Raw genomic sequence first — 17,693 nt, 5'->3', positions numbered from 1 at the left:
GGCGACATGGAGCGCTTTCGACCTTGAAAACCTTGCCGGCCACCCGTGCGTGGCGTTTCCTGCACTCCTTCCCACATGACTGACATTTCCCACGACAAGACCTGCGCGCAATGGCTGGCGGAAGGCCGGCAGCACCTGGCCCGGGGCGAGCACGCGCCCGCCGCCGAGGCCCTGCGGCGCGCCCTGGCGGACCGGGCCACGCGCCTGGAGGCCCACAACCTGATCGAGGCGCACGGCTTGCCGGGCGCGTTCGCCCAGATGATGGGGCTGGACTGCCGGATCGCCCCGGCCGACGACATCTTCCGGTTCTTCGAGGGGCATCCGTCCAGCACGAACCCCCTGCGGGACTACCTCGCGGACGGCTGGCGCACGCTGTCGGAGTTGATGGTGCTGCTGGAGACCGTGGACCGGCCCCTGCTCAAGACCCGGTGGTTCATGGAGTTCGCCAGCGGGCACGGCCGTTTCACCCGCCATCTGGTGAAGGCGCTGGGCCCGGAGCGGGTCACGGTGTCGGACGTGGTGCCCGACGCCATGGATTTCGCGAGCGCGACCTTCGGCGTGCGCAGCATGCTGTCGTCGATCGAGCCCGAGAGGCTGGCGTGGCCGCAGCGGTACGACGTGGTCTTCGTGCTTTCGCTGTTCAGCCACCTGCCCCGGCGCACGTGGTCGCGCTGGCTGCAGTGCCTCTACGACGGGGTGGAGCCGGGCGGCGTGCTGGTGTTCTCCACCCACGGCCTCAAGGCGGCGGCGCACGACAGCGTGGCGCTGGACGAGGAGGGCTTCTTCTTCGCCGCGTCCAGCGAGTCGCAGGCGATCGACGTGCAGGAGTACGGCACGGCCTTCACGTCGGAGGCCTTCGTGCGCGCGCGCATCGCCGAGACGGTGGGCGCGGACGCGCTGATCCACAGCGTGCCCATGCATTTCTGGAACCACCAGGACGCCTACGTGCTGCGCAAGCCGTGACGTGGCCCCGGCCCTGACCACGCCTGGGGCGCTCCGGCACCGGGTGTCCTGGATGGCGGTGGGCGCAAAGGGTGCCCGGGTATGCTTGCCGCTTTCGTTTTCGACCGTGCCGAAGGATTTGACCGCATGATTTCCCTGCTCGACCGTATCCAGCAGCGTTTCTGGGGGCCGCCGCAGTGGGACGCGGCAGCCATTACCGACGAGTGGTTCCGCGCGCATTTCCACTATGCCGCCGACGTGGTGCAGCACTGGCTCGGGTCGGCGATGGACCTGCGCACGGCGCGGCTGCTGAATTTCGGCTGCGGCGACGGCATCACCGATCTGGCGCTGGTGCTGCGGCACGGCGCAACGTCCATCCACGGCATCGACATCCGCCAGGAATACGCGAAGCTGCCGCGCATCGCGCGCGAGCAACTGGGGCTGCGCCGGGTGCCGAAGGCGCTGGGCTTCGAGACCATCCGGCCGGCCCAGCCGCTGGCGGGGCGCCGCCCGGTGGACGGCATCTTCAGCTGGTCCACCTTCGAGCATGTGTCGCGCGAGCAGCTCGAACCCATCGCGCGCGACCTGTACGAGGCGCTCAACCCCGGCGGCTTCTTCTTCCTGCAGATCGAGCCGCTGTATTACTCGCCCTTCGGCTCGCACCTGCGCCGCTACGACGATGTGCCGTGGCACCACCTGCTGGCCAGCGACGACGAGCTGTGGTCCATCATCCAGGCGCACGAAGGGCCGATCGACGGCGCGGAGCGCGATTTCGGCTTCGACGACTTCGGGGTGGAGGGCTACAAGAAATTCGTCTTCAACGAATACCGGACGCTCAACCGCCTGACGGCCGACGAGCTGGTGGCGCTGATGGAGCGCGTGGGTTTCCGCGTCGCGCGGCAGGAGCGCCGCAGCGTGCAGATGGAGATCCCGCAGGCGCTGCGCGGGAAGTACCCGGACGAGCTACTGCTCAACAACGAGATCTTCCTGCTGCTGGCCAAGTAGGGGCCCGGCGGCGCTGCGGTCGGGGCCGGGGGCGGCCCGGGCCGCCCCCCGTGGTCAGGCCGTCAGCCAGTTCTTGACGCGGCGCTGCCAGTGCGCCGGAATGCGCCGCGCCACGCCGCGCAGCACGGGCAGGGAGCGCAGGTACACCACGGCGGAGAGCACCCCGGAGCGGGCCGCCGCCGCGGGCGTCTCGGCCGGCACGTAGCGCGCCAGCTCGGCCATCGGCACGCCCTCGATGGGCGCGGGCAGGGCGATGCCCGCCAGGTAGTCGGTCTGGTAGCGGAAGGGCTCGGGCGCGGGGTGTTCCGCCGCGGGTTGGGGCTGGGCCTCCTGCAGGGCCGGCGCGGCGCCGGTGGCGAAATGCCGCTCCCGCACGTCGCAGAACCAGGCCAGCCACTGGGCCCCGGTGGCGTCCCAGGGGCGCACCCAGCTCCAGGGGCGCCCCGCGAGCCGCTCGGCGAACGCGCCCAGGTCGGGCACGGCGACGGGCAGGCCCGCGAGCAGCGCGGCGCTCAGCGTGTAGCTGTAGGTCTCGGGCCACTGCGCGGGGAACCAGACGAGGTCGGGCTCCAGCCATTGCAGTAGGCCGGGCAGGTCTTTTTCCTGGTATTCGCCGTGCACCGTGAGGCGCGCGCGGGGCTGGGTCTGCAGGCTGCGGTAGCCGTAGCCGATGAGGTGGAAGTCCACCGGGGCATCGCGCCGCGCGGCCTCCAGCGCCACGGCTTCGAGCACGTCGGCGCCCTTGATGGCGCTCAGGGCACCGATCACCACCACCTTCAGGCGCCGTCCGGGCGGCAGCGGGCGCGGCGCGGGTGCGGGCAGGAGCGAGGCGTCCGGCATGTCGGTGTGCGGCACGGCGTGCACGCGCGCGACCGGCGCGAAGCCGGCGATGCGCCGGGCGGTGTCGTGGCTGGGCGCGATCACGCGCCGCGCGCCCGACAGCAGCCGGGCATTGGCGCCGCGCCACTGCGCCACGGTGCTGCCGGCCAGCGGTGAGGCCATCGCGGGATCGCAGCACTTGCACTGTCCCGGGCCGGTCTCGCCGGCGTAGCGGTTGGTGCTGTCGGTCATCGAGATGTGGGTGCAGTAGCTGTAGTAGTCGTGCGCCGTGAAGTCGTACGAGACGCCCAGCAGGTGCGGGATGTCGCGCACCTCCGGGCCGTGGCCGAGGAGGTGGTGGTAGTGCAGGTGCCGCACGCCGAGCTGGCGCAGCACGGCCAGCAGGTCGTCGAACTGCTCGGGCAGCCGGAAGGCCAGCTCGAAGGCCTCGTCCTCGCCGGCGAGCCGCAGGCGCACGCCCTGGCCCGCCGCGGGGGCGAGCGTGAGGAACACGGCCTGGCCCGCCAGGTGGGCGGCCAGCTCGCGCACGTGGCGCACCGTGCCACCCGCGCGGTCGTGCAGCACGGCCAGCACGGCCGGCAGCCCGGCGGCGGCGATGCGGGCCACGTCCAGCGCGAGGCGATGCGCGCGCGCGGGGTCGTCCTGCACGAAGGCGTGCACGTCGCGCTCGTAGTGGGGGTGCAGGCGGCGCAGGGTCTCCATGGCCGCCAGCTCGCGGGGGCTCTTGCTGTCGCCGAAGCTCACCCCGCCCGTGTGCAGCACGAAGGTGTCGAGCAGGTGCAGGTTGCGCCATCCCGCCGCCTGGGCGCGCTGGCAGAAATCGTTTTCCTCGCCGTAGCCCTTGCCGAAGTGCTCCGTGTCGAAGAGCCCGAGCTGTTGCAGGCAGTCGCGCCGGATGTACATGCAAAAGCCCACGCCCGTGGGCACGTCCACCACGGCGCCGGGGTGGGTCTGCGCGCACAGGGCGTCGAGGCGCGCCGTGTCGTAGCCGGGCGGCAGGTCGTTGTCCTTGCAAAAGCGCGGGTAGCTGCAGATGGTGGCGTTGTTGGAGAAGGGCGTGACCGAGGCCACCCGGGCATCGCCGTAGGCGGCGCGCCGGATGCGGTCGAGCCAGTCGTTGGCCACCTCGGTGTCGCTGTTGAGCAGCAGCACGTCGTGGTGCTCGCTCAGCGCCATGCCGCGGTTGACGGTGCCGACGAAGCCCAGGTTCTCTTCGTTTTCGAGCAGGAGGATGCGATCGTCCCGGGCGGCGCGCTCGCGCAGCCAGGCCGTGACCTCGGGCTCGGGGCTGGCGTCGTTGATGACGACGAGCCGGTAGGGCGTCTGGCAGGGGCTCGCGAGCACCGATTCCACGCACAGCTGCGTGTCGGCAAGTCCCCGGTACACGGGCACGATGACGTCCACCGGGTGCGGCGTCGGGGGCACGGGCGTCGGCACGCGCTGCGCGACCTCGGCGGGGCGCGGGCCGCGCCCGAGCAGGCGGTCGATGCGCATCTTGGCATGGACGATGGGGCGGGTCGCTCGGAACACGGTGGAGTTTTCGATGGTTTTCAGGTGGTGCTGCAACTGGGCCAGCTCGTGCTGCAGTTGCCGGGCGTTGCGCTGGAACTGCGCCGATTCCTGCTGCAGGTCGGCGCGCTGCCTCAGCAGGCCGGTGGCGCTTTCCTTGAGCGCCTCGTGCGCGCGCTTCTCGTTGTCCAGCGACTGCTGCTCCTGCTCCAGCGCGCCACGCGTCTCGGCCAGGCGCTGGCGTGCCTCGGCGCTGTCGTGCTCCAGGCGCGCGATCCGGTCCTGCAGGGGGCGCACGGCGCCCGAGAGAGCGAGGTAGTCGGCCGACATGGGCCAGCCCAGATCGACCTCCAGGCTGGCGCCCTCGCGGGCGTGCGCGGCGAGCGCCTCGGCCGGGACCGGCAGCTGCATCCACGGGTCGTCCCCGGTCAGCAGCAGCAGGCTGGAGGCCGCCGCCGCCGGCAGGGCCTGCAGGTCCCAGGCGATCTGCTGGTGGGGCATGCGGGCGAGCTGGGTGCGCGATTCGGCGTCGGCACGCCACGACCACGCGGCGGAGCCATCCGGCGCGCGCAGCGTGATGCCGTGCAGGTGCAGGAAGCCGGGCCGGTCGGCGGGGTCGAGCCGCAACTGGGTGACGGGGGCCCCGGAGGCGGGCAGCGCGAAGCGCAGGGTCTGGCGGGGCTCGCCGATGGCGCCCCGGGCCGTGAGCTTCTGGTCCTCGGCATAGCCCTGCGCGGTGCCCCAGTAGAGCTGGGCGGTGAACAGGGCCTGGGGGGGCTGGGTATCGGTTTCCGGCCCCGGGTCGTTGGCGACCGCGCCGGCGGCGGGCCGGGCCACGCCGATGAACTGGTAGGCCATGGCGTCCGGCGTGACCAGCAGGTGCCGGGCCACGGCGGGGGGCAGGGTGTCGAACGCGTCGTCGAACTCGGACTCGGGCACCTCGCGCCGGATGGTGTCGATGCCGTCCAGCGCCCAGCCGTGTTCGCCCAGGAAGCGTGCGAGCGAGCGGCGGGTGAAGAAGCGCAGGTGGGTGCGGTCCAGCAGCCCTTCCTCGCGGTAGCGGAATTCGCCCTGCAGCAGCTCGGCCACCAGCCCGCAGTAGCCGGCGTTGGGCACCGAGATCAGCAGGCGGCCGCCGGGCACGAGCAGCTCCCGGCACAGGTCAAGCACATGCTCGGGGCGCCGCAGGTGCTCCAGCACGTCGGCGCAGACGATGTAGTCGTACCGCTGGCCGGTAAAAACGGTAACCAGGTCGCAGGTTTCGAGGTCATCGACCACCACGCGGCGGTAGTGGGGGCGGGCGTGGGCCGCTTCGGCCTCGCTCCAGGTCACGCCGTCGCTGGTGGTGCCGCGGGTTTCGGAGAGGTACTGGCCCAGGGCCCCGCTGCCGCAGCCCAGGTCCAGCACGCTGGCGCCTTCGTGGATCTGTTCCGCCAGGACGGAGAGGGAAGTGCGCTCATCGGGCCGGATGTTGCGCAGATATACGTGCAAATCCTCGATTGTTTGGGTCATCCCGGGATTATGACGGCCGCGTGAAGACCGCTTGTAGCAGGCGTAACGGGCGCCGGCGCGGGGGGCTCGGCGCCACAGACGACAATACGCGACCCATGATGACGAATTCCGACATGCACCAAGGCCTGGCCGTCTCGGTGGTCAGCCACGGCCACGGCCCCCTGGTGCAGGCCTTGCTGCATGCCATGGCGCAGCGCTGCCGCGCCAGCGTGGCGCGCGTCGTGCTGACGCTCAACGTGCCCGAGGCGGAGCCCGCCGCGCCCGAGGGCGGCTGGCCCTTCGTGCTGGACATCCGCCGCAATCCGCGCCCGCTCGGGTTCGGCGCCAACCACAACCGGGCGCTGCGGGACGCGCGCGAGCCGTTCGTCTGCGTGCTCAATCCCGACGTCGCGCTGCTGGACGGCGACCCCTTCCCGCTGCTGCGGGAGGCCGCCGCCGCGCCGGGCGTGGGCTGCGCCTATCCCGTGCAGGTGGACGGACGCGGCGCCCCGCAGGACGCCGAGCGCGAGCTTCCCACCCCCGCCGCCCTGTGGCGCCGCCGCGTGCTGCGGCGCCCCGAGCGCCGGGTGGACTGGGTGAACGCGGCCTGCCTGGTCTTCCCGCTGGCGGCCTGGCAGGCGGTGGGCGGCTTCGACGAGGGCTATTTCATGTACTGCGAGGACGTGGACCTGTGCCTGCGCCTGCGCCTGGAGGGCCTGTCCCTGGCGAAGGCGCCGGTGCGCGTGGTGCACGCGGGGCAGCGGGCCAGCCACCGGCGCGGGGCGCATCTGGCATGGCATGTGCGGAGCCTGTGGCGGCTCTGGCGGTCGCCCGTGTATCGGAAGGCGCAATCTTTGTTGCGGGCGGATACAAAAGGGCCGCGTACGATCGGTGCTTCATGATTTGGTTGTCCTTGGTCAGTTTTCTGGTGTCGGCGCTGACGGCGGCGGTGATCGTGCGTTGGGGGCGCGGCCATGCCGCCAACTACGGCGAGACGATGCCGCAGCGCTTCCACCTCGGCGACGTGCCGCGCCTGGGCGGTATCGCGCTGCTGTGCGGCATGGGCGCGAGCTGGGCCCTGGGCGCCCTGCAGTCGCTCTGGATGGGCGATCCGGGATCGCTGCGCCTGGGCACGTGGGTCGGCTGGTGGCTGGCGTCGCTGCTGCCCGCGGCCGTCGGCGGCATCGCCGAGGACATGACCCAGCGGCTCACCGTGCGCTACCGGCTGCTGCTCACGGCGCTCTCGGGCGGCGTGGCCCTGATGGTGCTCAACATGAACCTGCCCCGGCTGGGCCTGCCGTGGCTGGACGCCTATCTGGTGGAGACGCCCTGGCTGGGGATGGCGATCGTCGTGGTGGCCGTGGCCGGCCTGCCCCATGCGTTCAACATCATCGACGGCTACAACGGGCTGGCCGGCATGGTGGCGCTGATCGCCTGCCTGGCGCTGGCCCACGTGAGCCTGCAGGTGGGGGACCGCGCCCTCGCGTCCCTGCTGATCTGCACCGCCGCGGCCACCATGGGCTTCCTGGTCTGGAACTACCCCCGGGGCATGCTTTTCGCCGGCGATGGCGGCTCGTACATCTGGGGGGTGATGATCGCCCTCAGCAGCATCGCGCTGGTGCAGCGCAACCATGAGGTCTCGCCCTGGTTCCCGATGCTGCTGATGATGTATCCGGTGTGGGAGACGCTGTTCTCCAGCTACCGCAAGCTGGCGCGGGGCGTCTCGCCGGGCGTGGCGGACGCGCTGCATTTTCACCAGCTGATCTACCGCCGCATCGTGCGCGGCGTGTTCCACGACGACGAATCCCGGCGCGTGCTCATGCGCAACAACCGCACCTCCCCGTACCTGTGGGGCTTCACCATGCTCACCGTGGTGCCGGCGGTGCTCTTCTGGAGCAACACGCCGGTGCTCATGGCCTTCTGCGGCCTCTTCGGACTGGCCTACGTGACCGCCTACCTGGCGATCGTGCGGTTCAAGGTGCCTAGCTGGCTGCGCCATTGAAATAGAGAACAACCCCCTGTGGCGCTTCGCGCCTCGGTGCGGCCGCCAGAGGCGGCAGCTCTTCAGGGCCGTCCAAGCCTGCGCAGGCAGGCTTGGAGCCGCGGCCTTCAGCCCCTTCTCTCGCGCTGCGCGCGGGAAGGGGGACGACGCCGGTGGCCGGGCGAAGCCCGCTCCACGGCGTCTGCTGGCGTGGCCTGCTCCGCGGCCATCGGACGGGGGGCGCAGCGCCGGTTTCATGCGTCGCGGGTGACTCTCCACGCCAGAGGTCCGCCCGCCGCGGCAGGGCGGGTCGGGGCCGCGAGCGGGCACAATGCGCACTTTTCCACCCCCCGTGCAGCCCCTGCTTTTCACGTCGAGCGCTCCATGACCGATCTGCAATCCATCGCCCCCCGGGACAAGGCCGAGATCCTGGCCCAGGCTCTGCCCTACATCCGCAAGTTCCACGGCAAGACCATCGTCATCAAGTACGGCGGCAACGCCATGACCGATCCGGCGCTGCAGGCCGACTTCGCCGAGGACGTGGTGCTGCTCAAGCTGGTGGGGATGAACCCCGTGGTGGTGCACGGCGGCGGCCCGCAGATCGAGACCGCGCTCAAGCGCCTGGGCAAGCAGGGCCACTTCATCCAGGGCATGCGGGTGACCGATGCCGAGACCATGGAAGTGGTCGAATGGGTGCTGGCCGGCGAGGTGCAGCAGGACATCGTGGGCCTGATCAACCAGGCCGGCGGCAAGGCCGTGGGCCTCACGGGGCGCGACGGCGGCCTGATCCGCGCGCGCAAGCTCAAGCTGGCCGACAAGGACGACCCCACCCGGGAGCACGACATCGGCCAGGTGGGCGACATCGTCGCCATCGACCCCAGCGTGGTCAAGGCGCTGCAGGACGATGCCTTCATCCCCGTGATCAGCCCGCTGGGCTTCGGCGAGGAGAACGAGAGCTACAACATCAACGCCGACGTGGTGGCCAGCAAGCTGGCGACGGTGCTCAAGGCCGAGAAGCTGATGATGCTCACCAACATCCCCGGCGTGCTCGACAAGGCGGGCCAGCTCATCACCGAGCTCACCGCCCGCGAGATCGACGAGCTGGTGGCCGACGGCACTATCTCCGGCGGCATGCTGCCCAAGCTGGCCGGCGCTATCGACGCGGCCAAGAGCGGCGTGAACGCGGTGCACATCGTCGATGGCCGCGTGCCGCATTCCATGCTGCTGGAGATCCTGACGGACCAGGCCTACGGCACGATGATCCGCAGCCACTGAACATGGCCCCCACGGTCACCCGCTGCGTGTGGTTCCCTGCCCCCCGGGGGGGCCGCGTTTTGCCTTGGGGCGGCCCGGTGGCGAAACCTCCCCGATTTCTCGGGTAGGGCGCGCGAGGACATGCGCATCCTGCTGGTCGAGGACGACGTGATGCTGGCCAGCGGCATCAAGCTGGGGCTCACCGACGCCGGCTACGCGGTGGACTGGGTGGGCAGCGGCGAGCGTGCGGAGGAGGTGCTGCGCGGGGAGTCGTTCGACGCCGCGATCATCGACATCGGCCTGCCCGGCATGGACGGGCTCGAACTCACGCGCTGCCTGCGCCGCCCGGGCATGGCCCACCCCGCCATGCCGGTGCTGATCCTCACGGCCCGCGATGCGCTGCACGACCGCGTGCAGGGGCTGGACCTGGGGGCCGACGACTACATGGTCAAGCCCTACGAACTGCCCGAGCTGCTCGCGCGCCTGCGCGCGCTGCTGCGCCGCTCCCAGGCCGCCACCACGGCGGTGCTGAGCTTCGGGCCGCTGGAGCTGGACACGGCCGGCCGCTGCGCGAGCCTGCAGATGCCGCCGGCCGGCGGCGGGCTGCCCGTGCGCCACACGATCGAGCTGGGCCCGCGGGAGTGGACGGTGCTCGAATACCTGCTCATCCACGCCCCCAAGCCCACCAGCAAGGACAAGCTGGTGCAGGCCCTCACCGGCTGGGACAAGGAGATCACGCCCAATGCGGTGGAGGTGTATGTGTCCCGCCTGCGCGGCAAGCTGGAGCCCGGCGGCGTGGCGCTGCGCTCCATCCGGGGCTTCGGCTACCGGCTGGAGCTGCGCCCGCCGGCGCCGGGCTGACGCCGCCGCGCGATGACCTCCGCGCTGCGCAACCGCCTGCTGCTGCTGCTGGTGCTGCCGCTGTGCGTGCTCGCGCTGGTCGGCGCGTGGCTGGACTACCGCTCGGCCGACGAGGCCGCGGGCCACCACGACCAGCGCCTGATGCGCCTGCTGCCCGCGCTGGCGGACTCGGTGGTGGCGCCGCCCTTGCGCGACGGCGATCCGCCCCTGTTGCTGCTCGCCCCGCCGGTGGAGGAATTCCTGCGGCAGAACGCCGGCTTCGCGGGCTACAGCGTGCAGGATCTCTCGGGCCGCGTGCTGCTGGGCGACCCGTGGGTGCGCGGCGCCGTGCCCGCCACGCACGAGCCCGAGTTCCACAGCATCGAGCACGACGGCGCCACCTACCGCATCGCGGTGAACCGGAGCTACACCGGCGCGGGCGAGCTGGTGGTGGCACTGGCCGACGGCTCCGACCCCCGGCAGCAGTGGGGCCGGCAGATGCTGGTGCGCGTGCTGCTGCCCAACCTGGTGCTGGTGGCGGCGGCCGGGCTGGCGATCCACTGGGCCGTGCGGCGCGCCTTCAAGCCGCTGGTGGACCTGGCCGAGGCCGTGGAGCGCCGCTCGCCGCGCGACCTGAGCCCGATCCCGGAGGCGGCCTCTCCCGCCGAGGTGCGGCCGCTCGTGCGATCGCTCAACCGCCTGTTCGGCCTGGTGAATGCGCAGGCGGAGGGGCAGCGGCGCTTCGTGGCCGACGCCGCCCACCAGCTGCGCACGCCGCTCGCGGGCCTGCAGGCGCAGGTGGAGGCCTGGGCGCTCTCGGCGCGCGCCACGGGGCGCGCTCCGGGCCATCCCATGGGAGATGTGGGGAAGAATCCGCTCCGTGTCGTCGTCGATATTGGGCGGAGTGCTATTCTTTTGGGAGCGGAAGAAATCGAAAAGCTCCGCCACGCCGCGCGCCGCACCTCCAAGCTCGCGCACCAGCTCCTGGCGCTGTCGCGCGCCGATGCCGGCAGCCTCGACGGCCAGCCCATGCAGCGCGTGGACCTCAAGGCCCTGTGCGAGAGCCTGCTGGAGGCCTTCCTGGACGCGGCCACCGTCAAGGGCCTGGACCTGGGCCTGGAGGTGGGCCCCGCCCAGGCCCTGGGCCATGGGTGGCTGCTGCGCGAGCTGCTCTCCAACCTCGTGGACAACGCCATCAAGTACACGCCCGAGGGCGGCAGCGTGACGCTGCGCTGCGGCATGGCGGCCAGCGGCGCCGGGGCGCAGGCCTTCCTGCAGGTGGAGGACGACGGGCCGGGCATCGCGGAGTCCGAGCGGGCGCGGGTGCTGCAGCGCTTCTACCGCGTGCCGGGCGCGGCCGGCGAGGGCACGGGCCTGGGGCTGGCCATCGCCGACGAAATCGCGCGCGTGCATGGCGCGTCGCTGCAGCTCGGCGCCGGCGCCCGGGGGCGGGGGCTGCTGGTGGCCGTGGCGATTCCCGCCGGGCAGGGGTAGAAGGGGCGTCATGGCCGTGTGCGAGAATCAATTGCACACAGCTGTTGCGCCATGCAAGACACCGTTCCCCCCTCTTCAGACAACGGCGCCGTGGCCGAGGCCGCTCCGGCCGTGCGGCGCAGGCCCAAGCCCGGGGAGCGGCGCGTGCAGATCCTGCAGACGCTGGCCTCCATGCTGGAGCAGCCCGGCGGGGAGCGCGTCACCACGGCCGCGCTGGCGGCCCGCCTGGAGGTGAGCGAGGCGGCGCTCTACCGCCACTTCGCCAGCAAGGCGCAGATGTTCGAGGGCCTGATCGAGTTCATCGAGCAGTCGGTCTTCTCCCTCGTGAACCAGATCATGGACCGCGAAGGCGCGGGCGGCGATGCGGCCGACCCCGCCATGGAGGGCGCGCGCCGCGCCGCCCGCGTGGTCGCCATGGTGCTGCAGTTCGGCGAGCGCAATCCGGGCATGGTGCGCGTGATGGTGGGCGATGCCCTCGTCCTGGAGCACGAGCGCCTGCAGCAGCGCATGAACCAGTTCTTCGACAAGATCGAGGCCACGCTGCGCCAGTGCCTGCGGCCCGCCGCCGAGGCGGCCGGATCGGCCACCCCCTCGGCCGACGCGCAGGTGCGGGCCGCGGCCCTCTGCGACCTCGTGCGCGGACGGCTCCAGCGCTGCGCGCGCAGCGGCCTGCGCCGCCCGCCCACCGAGCACGTCGAGGCCACCCTGGCGCTGCTGCTGTAGGTCCCGCCCGGCCCGCGCGGCGGGCCTCTTCCACCGGCTTGAGTACCCCGTCGCCCTCGTGGCGGCGCGGCCCCGTGCGCGCTCGGGGTTTACCCTGAATGTTCCTTCCATGGCCCGGACGGGCTGGCGCGCGGCGGCGCTTTTGCTGCAAAATAGAACGATCGTTCGTTTTATTTCTTGCCATCCGTGCCCACCATTTCCCCCAAGACATCCCGTGCGATCGCCGCCCGGGAGGGCCGCGCGCTCCAGAAGGGGCAGCAGACCAAGGCCGCCATCGTCGATGCGGCGCTCGGGCTGGCCACGCACATCGGGCTGGAGGGGTTGTCCATCGGCGCGCTGGCCGACGTGACGGGGATGAGCAAGTCCGGCGTCTTCGCGCACTTCGGTTCGCGCGAGGAGCTGCAGATCTCGGTGATCCGCGAATACCACGCGCGCTTCGAGCAGGAAGTGTTCTATCCCGCCATGTCCGCGCCGCGCGGGCTGGACCGCCTGCGCGCGCTGTTCGATAACTGGATGAAGCGCACCTCCATCGAAATCGACTCCGGCTGCATCTACATCAGCGGCGCCGTGGAGTTCGACGACCGCACGGGCCCGGTGCGCGACGCGCTCGCCAGCTCGGTGCTCACCTGGCACGCGGCGATGAAGCGCGCCATCGAGCAATGCAAGGAACTGGGCGAGGTGCGCGCCGGAGTGGATGCCGAGCAGATGCTGTTCGAGATCCACGGCCTCATCCTCGCGCTGCACTACGAGGCGCGCTTCCTGCGCTCGCCCGGCTCCATTGACCGGGCCAATGCCGGCTTCGACAACCTGCTCGCCCGCCATGCCGTCCCGCCGGCGGGTTGATTTCCACGACATCCGTTTTTCCACCCATACCAAGCACCGTTCCAAGGAGCCTTCATGCCGACCTACACGCCCCCCCTGCGCGACATGCAATTCGTCCTCCATGAGGTCTTCCAGGTCACGGAAGAGTTCAAGGCGATTCCGCGCCACGCCGAGGTGGATGCCGACACGGTCAACGCGGTGCTCGAAGAGGCCGGCAAGTTCGCGGCCGGCGTGGCGTTCCCGCTCAACATCAGCGGCGACGAGGAAGGCTGCACGCTCGACAAGGCCACCCACGAGGTCGCCACGCCCAAGGGCTTCAAGGAGGCCTACGCGCAGTACGTGGAGGGCGGCTGGGCGGCCCTGTCGTGCGAGCCCGAGTACGGCGGCCAGGGCCTGCCCTTCGTGCTCAACCAGTGCCTCTACGAGATGCTCAACAGCGCCAACCAGGCCTGGACCATGTACCCCGGCCTCTCGCACGGCGCCTACGAGGCCCTGCACGCGCACGGCACCGAGGAGCAGAAGAAGCTCTACCTGCCCAAGCTCACGAGCGGCGAGTGGACCGGCACCATGTGCCTGACCGAACCCCACTGCGGCACCGACCTGGGCCTGCTGCGCACCAAGGCCGAGCCGCAGGCGGACGGCAGCTACAAGATCACCGGCAACAAGATCTTCATCAGCGCGGGCGAGCACGACTTCACCGAGAACATCGTGCACCTGGTGCTCGCGCGCCTGCCCGATGCGCCTAAGGGCAGCAAGGGCATCAGCCTGTTCGTGGTGCCCAAGTTCAAGGTGAACGCCGACGGCTCCCTGGGCGAGCGCAACCCGATCTACTGCGCGGGCCTGGAGCACAAGATGGGCATCCACGGCAACGCCACCGCGCAGATCGCCATCGACGGCGCCATCGGCACGCTGGTGGGCCAGCCGCACAAGGGCCTGCAGGCCATGTTCGTGATGATGAACGCCGCGCGTCTGGGCGTGGGCAACCAGTCGCTGGGCCTCACGGAAGTCGCCTTCCAGAATGCGCTGGCCTATGCCAAGGACCGCGTGCAGATGCGCAGTCTCTCGGGCACCAAGGCCAAGGACAAGGATGCCGACCCCATCATCGTGCACCCCGACGTGCGCAAGATGCTGCTCACCGCCAAGGCCTATGCCGAGGGCGCGCGCGCCCTGCAGATCTACTGCACGCTGCTGCTGGACAAGGCGCACAGCCACCCCGACGAAAAGGTGCGCAAGGACAGCGACGAACTCGTCGCGCTGCTCACGCCCATCGTCAAGGCCTTCATCACCGACAACGGCCACGTCGCCACCAACGCCTGCATGCAGGTCTTCGGCGGCCACGGCTTCATCAAGGAATGGGGCATGGAGCAGTTCGTGCGGGACAACCGCATCAACATGATCTACGAGGGCACCAACACCATCCAGTCGCTGGACCTGCTGGGCCGCAAGATCCTGGGCAACAACGGCGCCACGCTCAAGAAGTTCGGCAAGCTGGTGGGCAAGCTGGTGGAAGAAGAGGGCGTGAACGAGAAGATGGCCGAGTTCATCAACCCCATCGCCTATCTGGGCGACCAGTTACCTAAGTTCACCACCGAGATCGGCTTCAAGGGTTTCCAGAACCCTGACGAAGTGGGCGCTGCAGCCGTGGACTACCTGCGCGTGGCGGGCCACCTCGTGTTCGGCTACATGTTCGCGCGCATGGCCCAGGTGGCGCTGCGCCAGATCGCGGCGGGCAACGCGGACCCGTTCTACCAGGCCAAGCTGCAGACGGCGCGTTTCTACTTCGCCAAGCTGTTCCCCGAGACGGCCACGCTGATGCGCACCGCGCGCGCCGGCGCCAGGTCGCTCATGGACACCGACGCGGCCCTGGCCTGAGCGCCGTGCGCTCCCCCGCCATTTTCTGACCCGGAACGGAAGGAAGTCGCCATGAAATCTACGTTGTTTGCTATTGTTCTGGTAGCGTCTGCGCTGCCTTCCTGGGCCCAGGTGTCCCCCGTGGGAACCTGGCGCAGCATCGACGACAAGAGCGGCGAGGCCAAGGCCGAGATCCGCATCGCCGAGGCGGAGGGCGCGCTGACGGGCCGCATCGAGAAGTCGCTCAAGAAGGACACCCAGCCCGGCGCCACCTGCATCGAATGCACGGACGACCGCAAGGGCCAGCCCATCGCCGGGCTGGAGATCATCCGGGGCGGCAAAAAGGCCGAGGGCAAGGACGTCTGGGAGGGCGGCAAGATCCTCGACCCCGAGAACGGCAAGGAATACCGCGCCAGCTTCACGCCCATCGAGGGCGGCCAGAAGCTGGAGGTGCGCGGCTACCTCGGCCCCTTCTGGCGCACCCAGGTCTGGCAGCGCGTGCAGTAACCCATTCGACAAGAAATCCACCATGTCCCGATTCCAAGTGAAGAAAGTCGCCGTGCTCGGCGCGGGCGTGATGGGCGCGCAGATCGCCGCCCACCTCGCCAACGTGAAGGTGCCCGTGGTGCTGTTCGATCTTCCCGCCAAGGAAGGACCGAAGAACGGTATCGTCACCCAGGCCATCGAAGGGCTCAAGAAGCTCAAGCCCGCTCCCCTGGGCGTGGCCGAGGATGCCGCGCTCATCGGCCAGGCCAACTACGAAGAGCACCTGGAGCAGCTGCGCGGCTGCGACCTCATCATCGAGGCCATCGCCGAGCGCATGGACTGGAAGCTCGACCTCTACAGGAAGATCGCGCCGTTCGTCGCGCCGGGCGCCATCGTGGCGTCGAACACCTCGGGCCTGTCGATCACGAAGCTCAGTGAAGCGCTGCCCGACGCGATCAAGCCGCGCTTTTGCGGCATCCACTTCTTCAACCCGCCGCGCTACATGGCGCTGGTGGAACTGATCGACACGCCCACCACGAAGCCCGAGGTGCTCGACCAACTCGAAGCCTTCGTGACCAGCGGCCTGGGCAAGGGCGTGGTGCGCGCGCACGACACGCCCAACTTCATCGCCAACCGCGTCGGCATCGCCGGCATGCTGGCGACGATGAAGGAGGTGGAGAACTTCGGCCTCACCTACGACGTGGTGGACGACCTCACGGGCAAGAAGCTCGGCCGCGCCTCCAGCGGCACTTTCCGCACTGCCGACGTGGTGGGCCTGGACACCATGGCCCACGTCATCAAGACGCTGCAGGACAACCTGACCGAAGAGACCGATCCGTTCTACGGCAGCTTCGGCACGCCGGAAGTTTTAACGAAGCTGATCGAGATGAAGAATCTCGGCCAGAAGTCCAAGGCCGGCTTCTACAAGAAGGTGGGCCGCGACATCCTGCGCTTCGACCTGGCCGAAGGCGACTACGTGCCCGGCGGCCAGAAGGGCGACGAGGTGTACGGCCGCATGCTCAAGAAGCCCGCCGCCGAGCGCCTGAAGCTGCTGCGCAATGCCGAGGGCGCGCAGGGCCGGTTCCTCTGGGCCATCCTGCGCAACAGCTTCCACTACGCCGCCGTGCACCTCGCCACCATCGCCGACAACGCGCGCGACGTGGACCAGGCCATGCGCTGGGGCTTCGGCATGAAGCAGGGCCCCTTCGAGCTCTGGCAGGAGGCCGGCTGGCTGGAGGTGGCGAAGATGGTCCAGGAGGACATCGATGCCGGCAAGGCCCTCAGCAAGGCGCCGCTGCCCGGGTGGGTCTTCCAGGGCCCGGTGGCCGAGGCCGGCGGCGTGCACACGGCCGAGGGCTCGTGGAGCGCATCGAAGGGGGCGTTCGTGCCGCGCCGCCAGCTGCCCGTCTATGAGCGCCAGCACTTCCCCGAAAAACTGCTGGGCGAGAGCCTGCCCGACTGGCGCACGGCCGGCACCACCGTCAGCGAGTCCGATGCGCTGCGCACCTGGACGCTGGACGGCAAGGTGCTCATCGCCAGCATCCAGAGCAAGATGCACGCGATCAGCCCCGACGTGATGGAAGGCCTGATCGAGGCCATCGACACCGCCGAGCGCGAATACGACGGCCTCGTGATCTGGTCCGGCGACGCGCCCTTCAGCGTGGGGGCCGATCTGGCGGCCACCATGCCCGCCTTCGTGGTCGCCGGTATCTCGGCCATCGAGAGCGTGGAGCAGGAGCTGCAGAACCTCATGCTGCGCCTGCGCTACGCCCAGGTGCCGGTGGTCTCGGCCATCCACGGCATGGCGCTGGGCGGCGGCTGCGAGCTGGCCGTGTATTCGGCGCGCCGCGTGGCCCACATGGAGAGCTACATCGGCCTCGTCGAAGTGGGCGTGGGCCTGGTGCCGGGCGCCGGGGGCCTGACCTACATCGCGCGCCGCGCGGCCGAGAACGCCGCGGCCTCCACGGGCAAGGACCTGCTGCCCTTCCTGACCGAAGGCTTCACCGCCGCGGCCATGGCCAAGGTGGGCACCAGCGCGCTCGAATCGAAAAAGCTCGGCTACCTGCTGGAGAGCGACATCGTCGTGCCGCACAAGGACGAAGTGCTCTTCGTCGCGCTCAACGAAGCCCGCGCCCTGGCCGCCAGCGGCTGGCGCGCGCCGCACAAGCGGCTCTTTCCCGTGGCCGGGCGCAGCGGCATCGCCACCATCCGCGGGCAACTGGTGAACATGCGCGACGGCGGCTTCATCAGCGACCACGACCAGCACATCGCCACGCTGATCGCCGAGATCGTCTGCGGCGGCGACGTCGATGCCGGCACGCTGGTGAGCGAGGAATACCTGATGGCGCTGGAGCGCAAGGCGTTCTGCAGCCTGATCCAGCACCCCAAGACGCAGGAGCGCATCCTGGGCATGCTCAACACCGGTAAACCGCTGCGCAATTGAAAGAAGCTACGA

At 70.2% G+C, this 17,693-nt stretch carries 13 protein-coding genes; 12 read left to right on the top strand and 1 reads right to left on the bottom strand.

Translation table 11 applies throughout. The annotated features are described in order from the left end of the window. Positions 1–75 precede the first annotated feature (75 nt). Both AX018_RS11665 and AX018_RS11660 read left to right on the top strand, forming a co-directional pair. Complete coding sequence (locus AX018_RS11665) at positions 76–963, top strand: class I SAM-dependent methyltransferase (protein WP_111877454.1); 888 nt, start codon at positions 76–78, stop codon at positions 961–963. Positions 964–1,089: 126 nt separating this feature from the next. Beyond that, complete coding sequence (locus AX018_RS11660) at positions 1,090–1,947, top strand: methyltransferase domain-containing protein (protein ID WP_415842037.1); 858 nt, start codon at positions 1,090–1,092, stop codon at positions 1,945–1,947. 54 nt (positions 1,948–2,001) lie between these two features. Here AX018_RS11660 and AX018_RS11655 read toward each other — a convergent pair whose 3' ends face one another. Continuing rightward, positions 2,002–5,808 carry a methyltransferase domain-containing protein gene (locus tag AX018_RS11655; protein WP_111877453.1) on the bottom strand — a complete coding sequence of 1,269 codons (3,807 nt, stop codon included), beginning with the start codon at positions 5,806–5,808 and terminating at the stop codon, positions 2,002–2,004. 95 nt (positions 5,809–5,903) lie between these two features. On the opposite strand from AX018_RS11655, the gene AX018_RS11650 reads away from it, so the two are divergent. From AX018_RS11650 to AX018_RS11605, 10 genes are all read left to right on the top strand, one after another. Next, positions 5,904–6,689, top strand: coding sequence for an NTP transferase domain-containing protein (locus AX018_RS11650; protein WP_245951523.1), 786 nt, complete (start codon positions 5,904–5,906; stop codon positions 6,687–6,689). Further along, on the top strand, positions 6,686–7,789 hold the full coding sequence (locus AX018_RS11645; protein ID WP_111877451.1) for a glycosyltransferase family 4 protein: 1,104 nt from the start codon (positions 6,686–6,688) through the stop codon (positions 7,787–7,789). The genes AX018_RS11650 and AX018_RS11645 overlap by 4 nt, the downstream gene beginning before the upstream one ends. Before the next feature lie 363 nt (positions 7,790–8,152). Next, positions 8,153–9,043: an acetylglutamate kinase gene (gene argB / locus AX018_RS11640; protein WP_111877450.1), complete on the top strand. Its 891-nt coding sequence runs from the start codon at positions 8,153–8,155 to the stop codon at positions 9,041–9,043. Positions 9,044–9,163: 120 nt separating this feature from the next. Next, complete coding sequence (locus AX018_RS11635) at positions 9,164–9,883, top strand: response regulator (RefSeq protein WP_111877449.1); 720 nt, start codon at positions 9,164–9,166, stop codon at positions 9,881–9,883. Between the two features lie 12 nt (positions 9,884–9,895). Next, a complete protein-coding gene (locus AX018_RS11630; RefSeq protein WP_111877448.1) occupies positions 9,896–11,356 on the top strand; it encodes a sensor histidine kinase in 1,461 nt (486 codons plus the stop codon). Positions 11,357–11,407: 51 nt separating this feature from the next. After that, positions 11,408–12,079: a nucleoid occlusion factor SlmA gene (slmA, locus tag AX018_RS11625; RefSeq protein ID WP_111877447.1), complete on the top strand. Its 672-nt coding sequence runs from the start codon at positions 11,408–11,410 to the stop codon at positions 12,077–12,079. A gap of 186 nt (positions 12,080–12,265) precedes the next feature. Continuing rightward, positions 12,266–12,922: a TetR/AcrR family transcriptional regulator gene (locus tag AX018_RS11620; protein ID WP_415842036.1), complete on the top strand. Its 657-nt coding sequence runs from the start codon at positions 12,266–12,268 to the stop codon at positions 12,920–12,922. A 54-nt stretch (positions 12,923–12,976) separates the two neighbouring features. After that, entirely contained in the window at positions 12,977–14,773 is a 1,797-nt protein-coding gene (locus tag AX018_RS11615) for an acyl-CoA dehydrogenase C-terminal domain-containing protein (RefSeq protein ID WP_111877445.1), read from the top strand. A 51-nt stretch (positions 14,774–14,824) separates the two neighbouring features. After that, positions 14,825–15,259: a DUF2147 domain-containing protein gene (locus AX018_RS11610; RefSeq protein WP_111877444.1), complete on the top strand. Its 435-nt coding sequence runs from the start codon at positions 14,825–14,827 to the stop codon at positions 15,257–15,259. A gap of 22 nt (positions 15,260–15,281) precedes the next feature. Further along, positions 15,282–17,681: a 3-hydroxyacyl-CoA dehydrogenase/enoyl-CoA hydratase family protein gene (locus AX018_RS11605; protein ID WP_111877443.1), complete on the top strand. Its 2,400-nt coding sequence runs from the start codon at positions 15,282–15,284 to the stop codon at positions 17,679–17,681. Positions 17,682–17,693 lie beyond the last annotated feature (12 nt).

The organism is Paracidovorax anthurii (assembly GCF_003269065.1).
In the GTDB taxonomy this organism is placed as follows: Bacteria; Pseudomonadota; Gammaproteobacteria; order Burkholderiales; family Burkholderiaceae_C; genus Paracidovorax; species Paracidovorax anthurii.
This window is presented reverse-complemented; position numbering and strand designations above follow the sequence as displayed.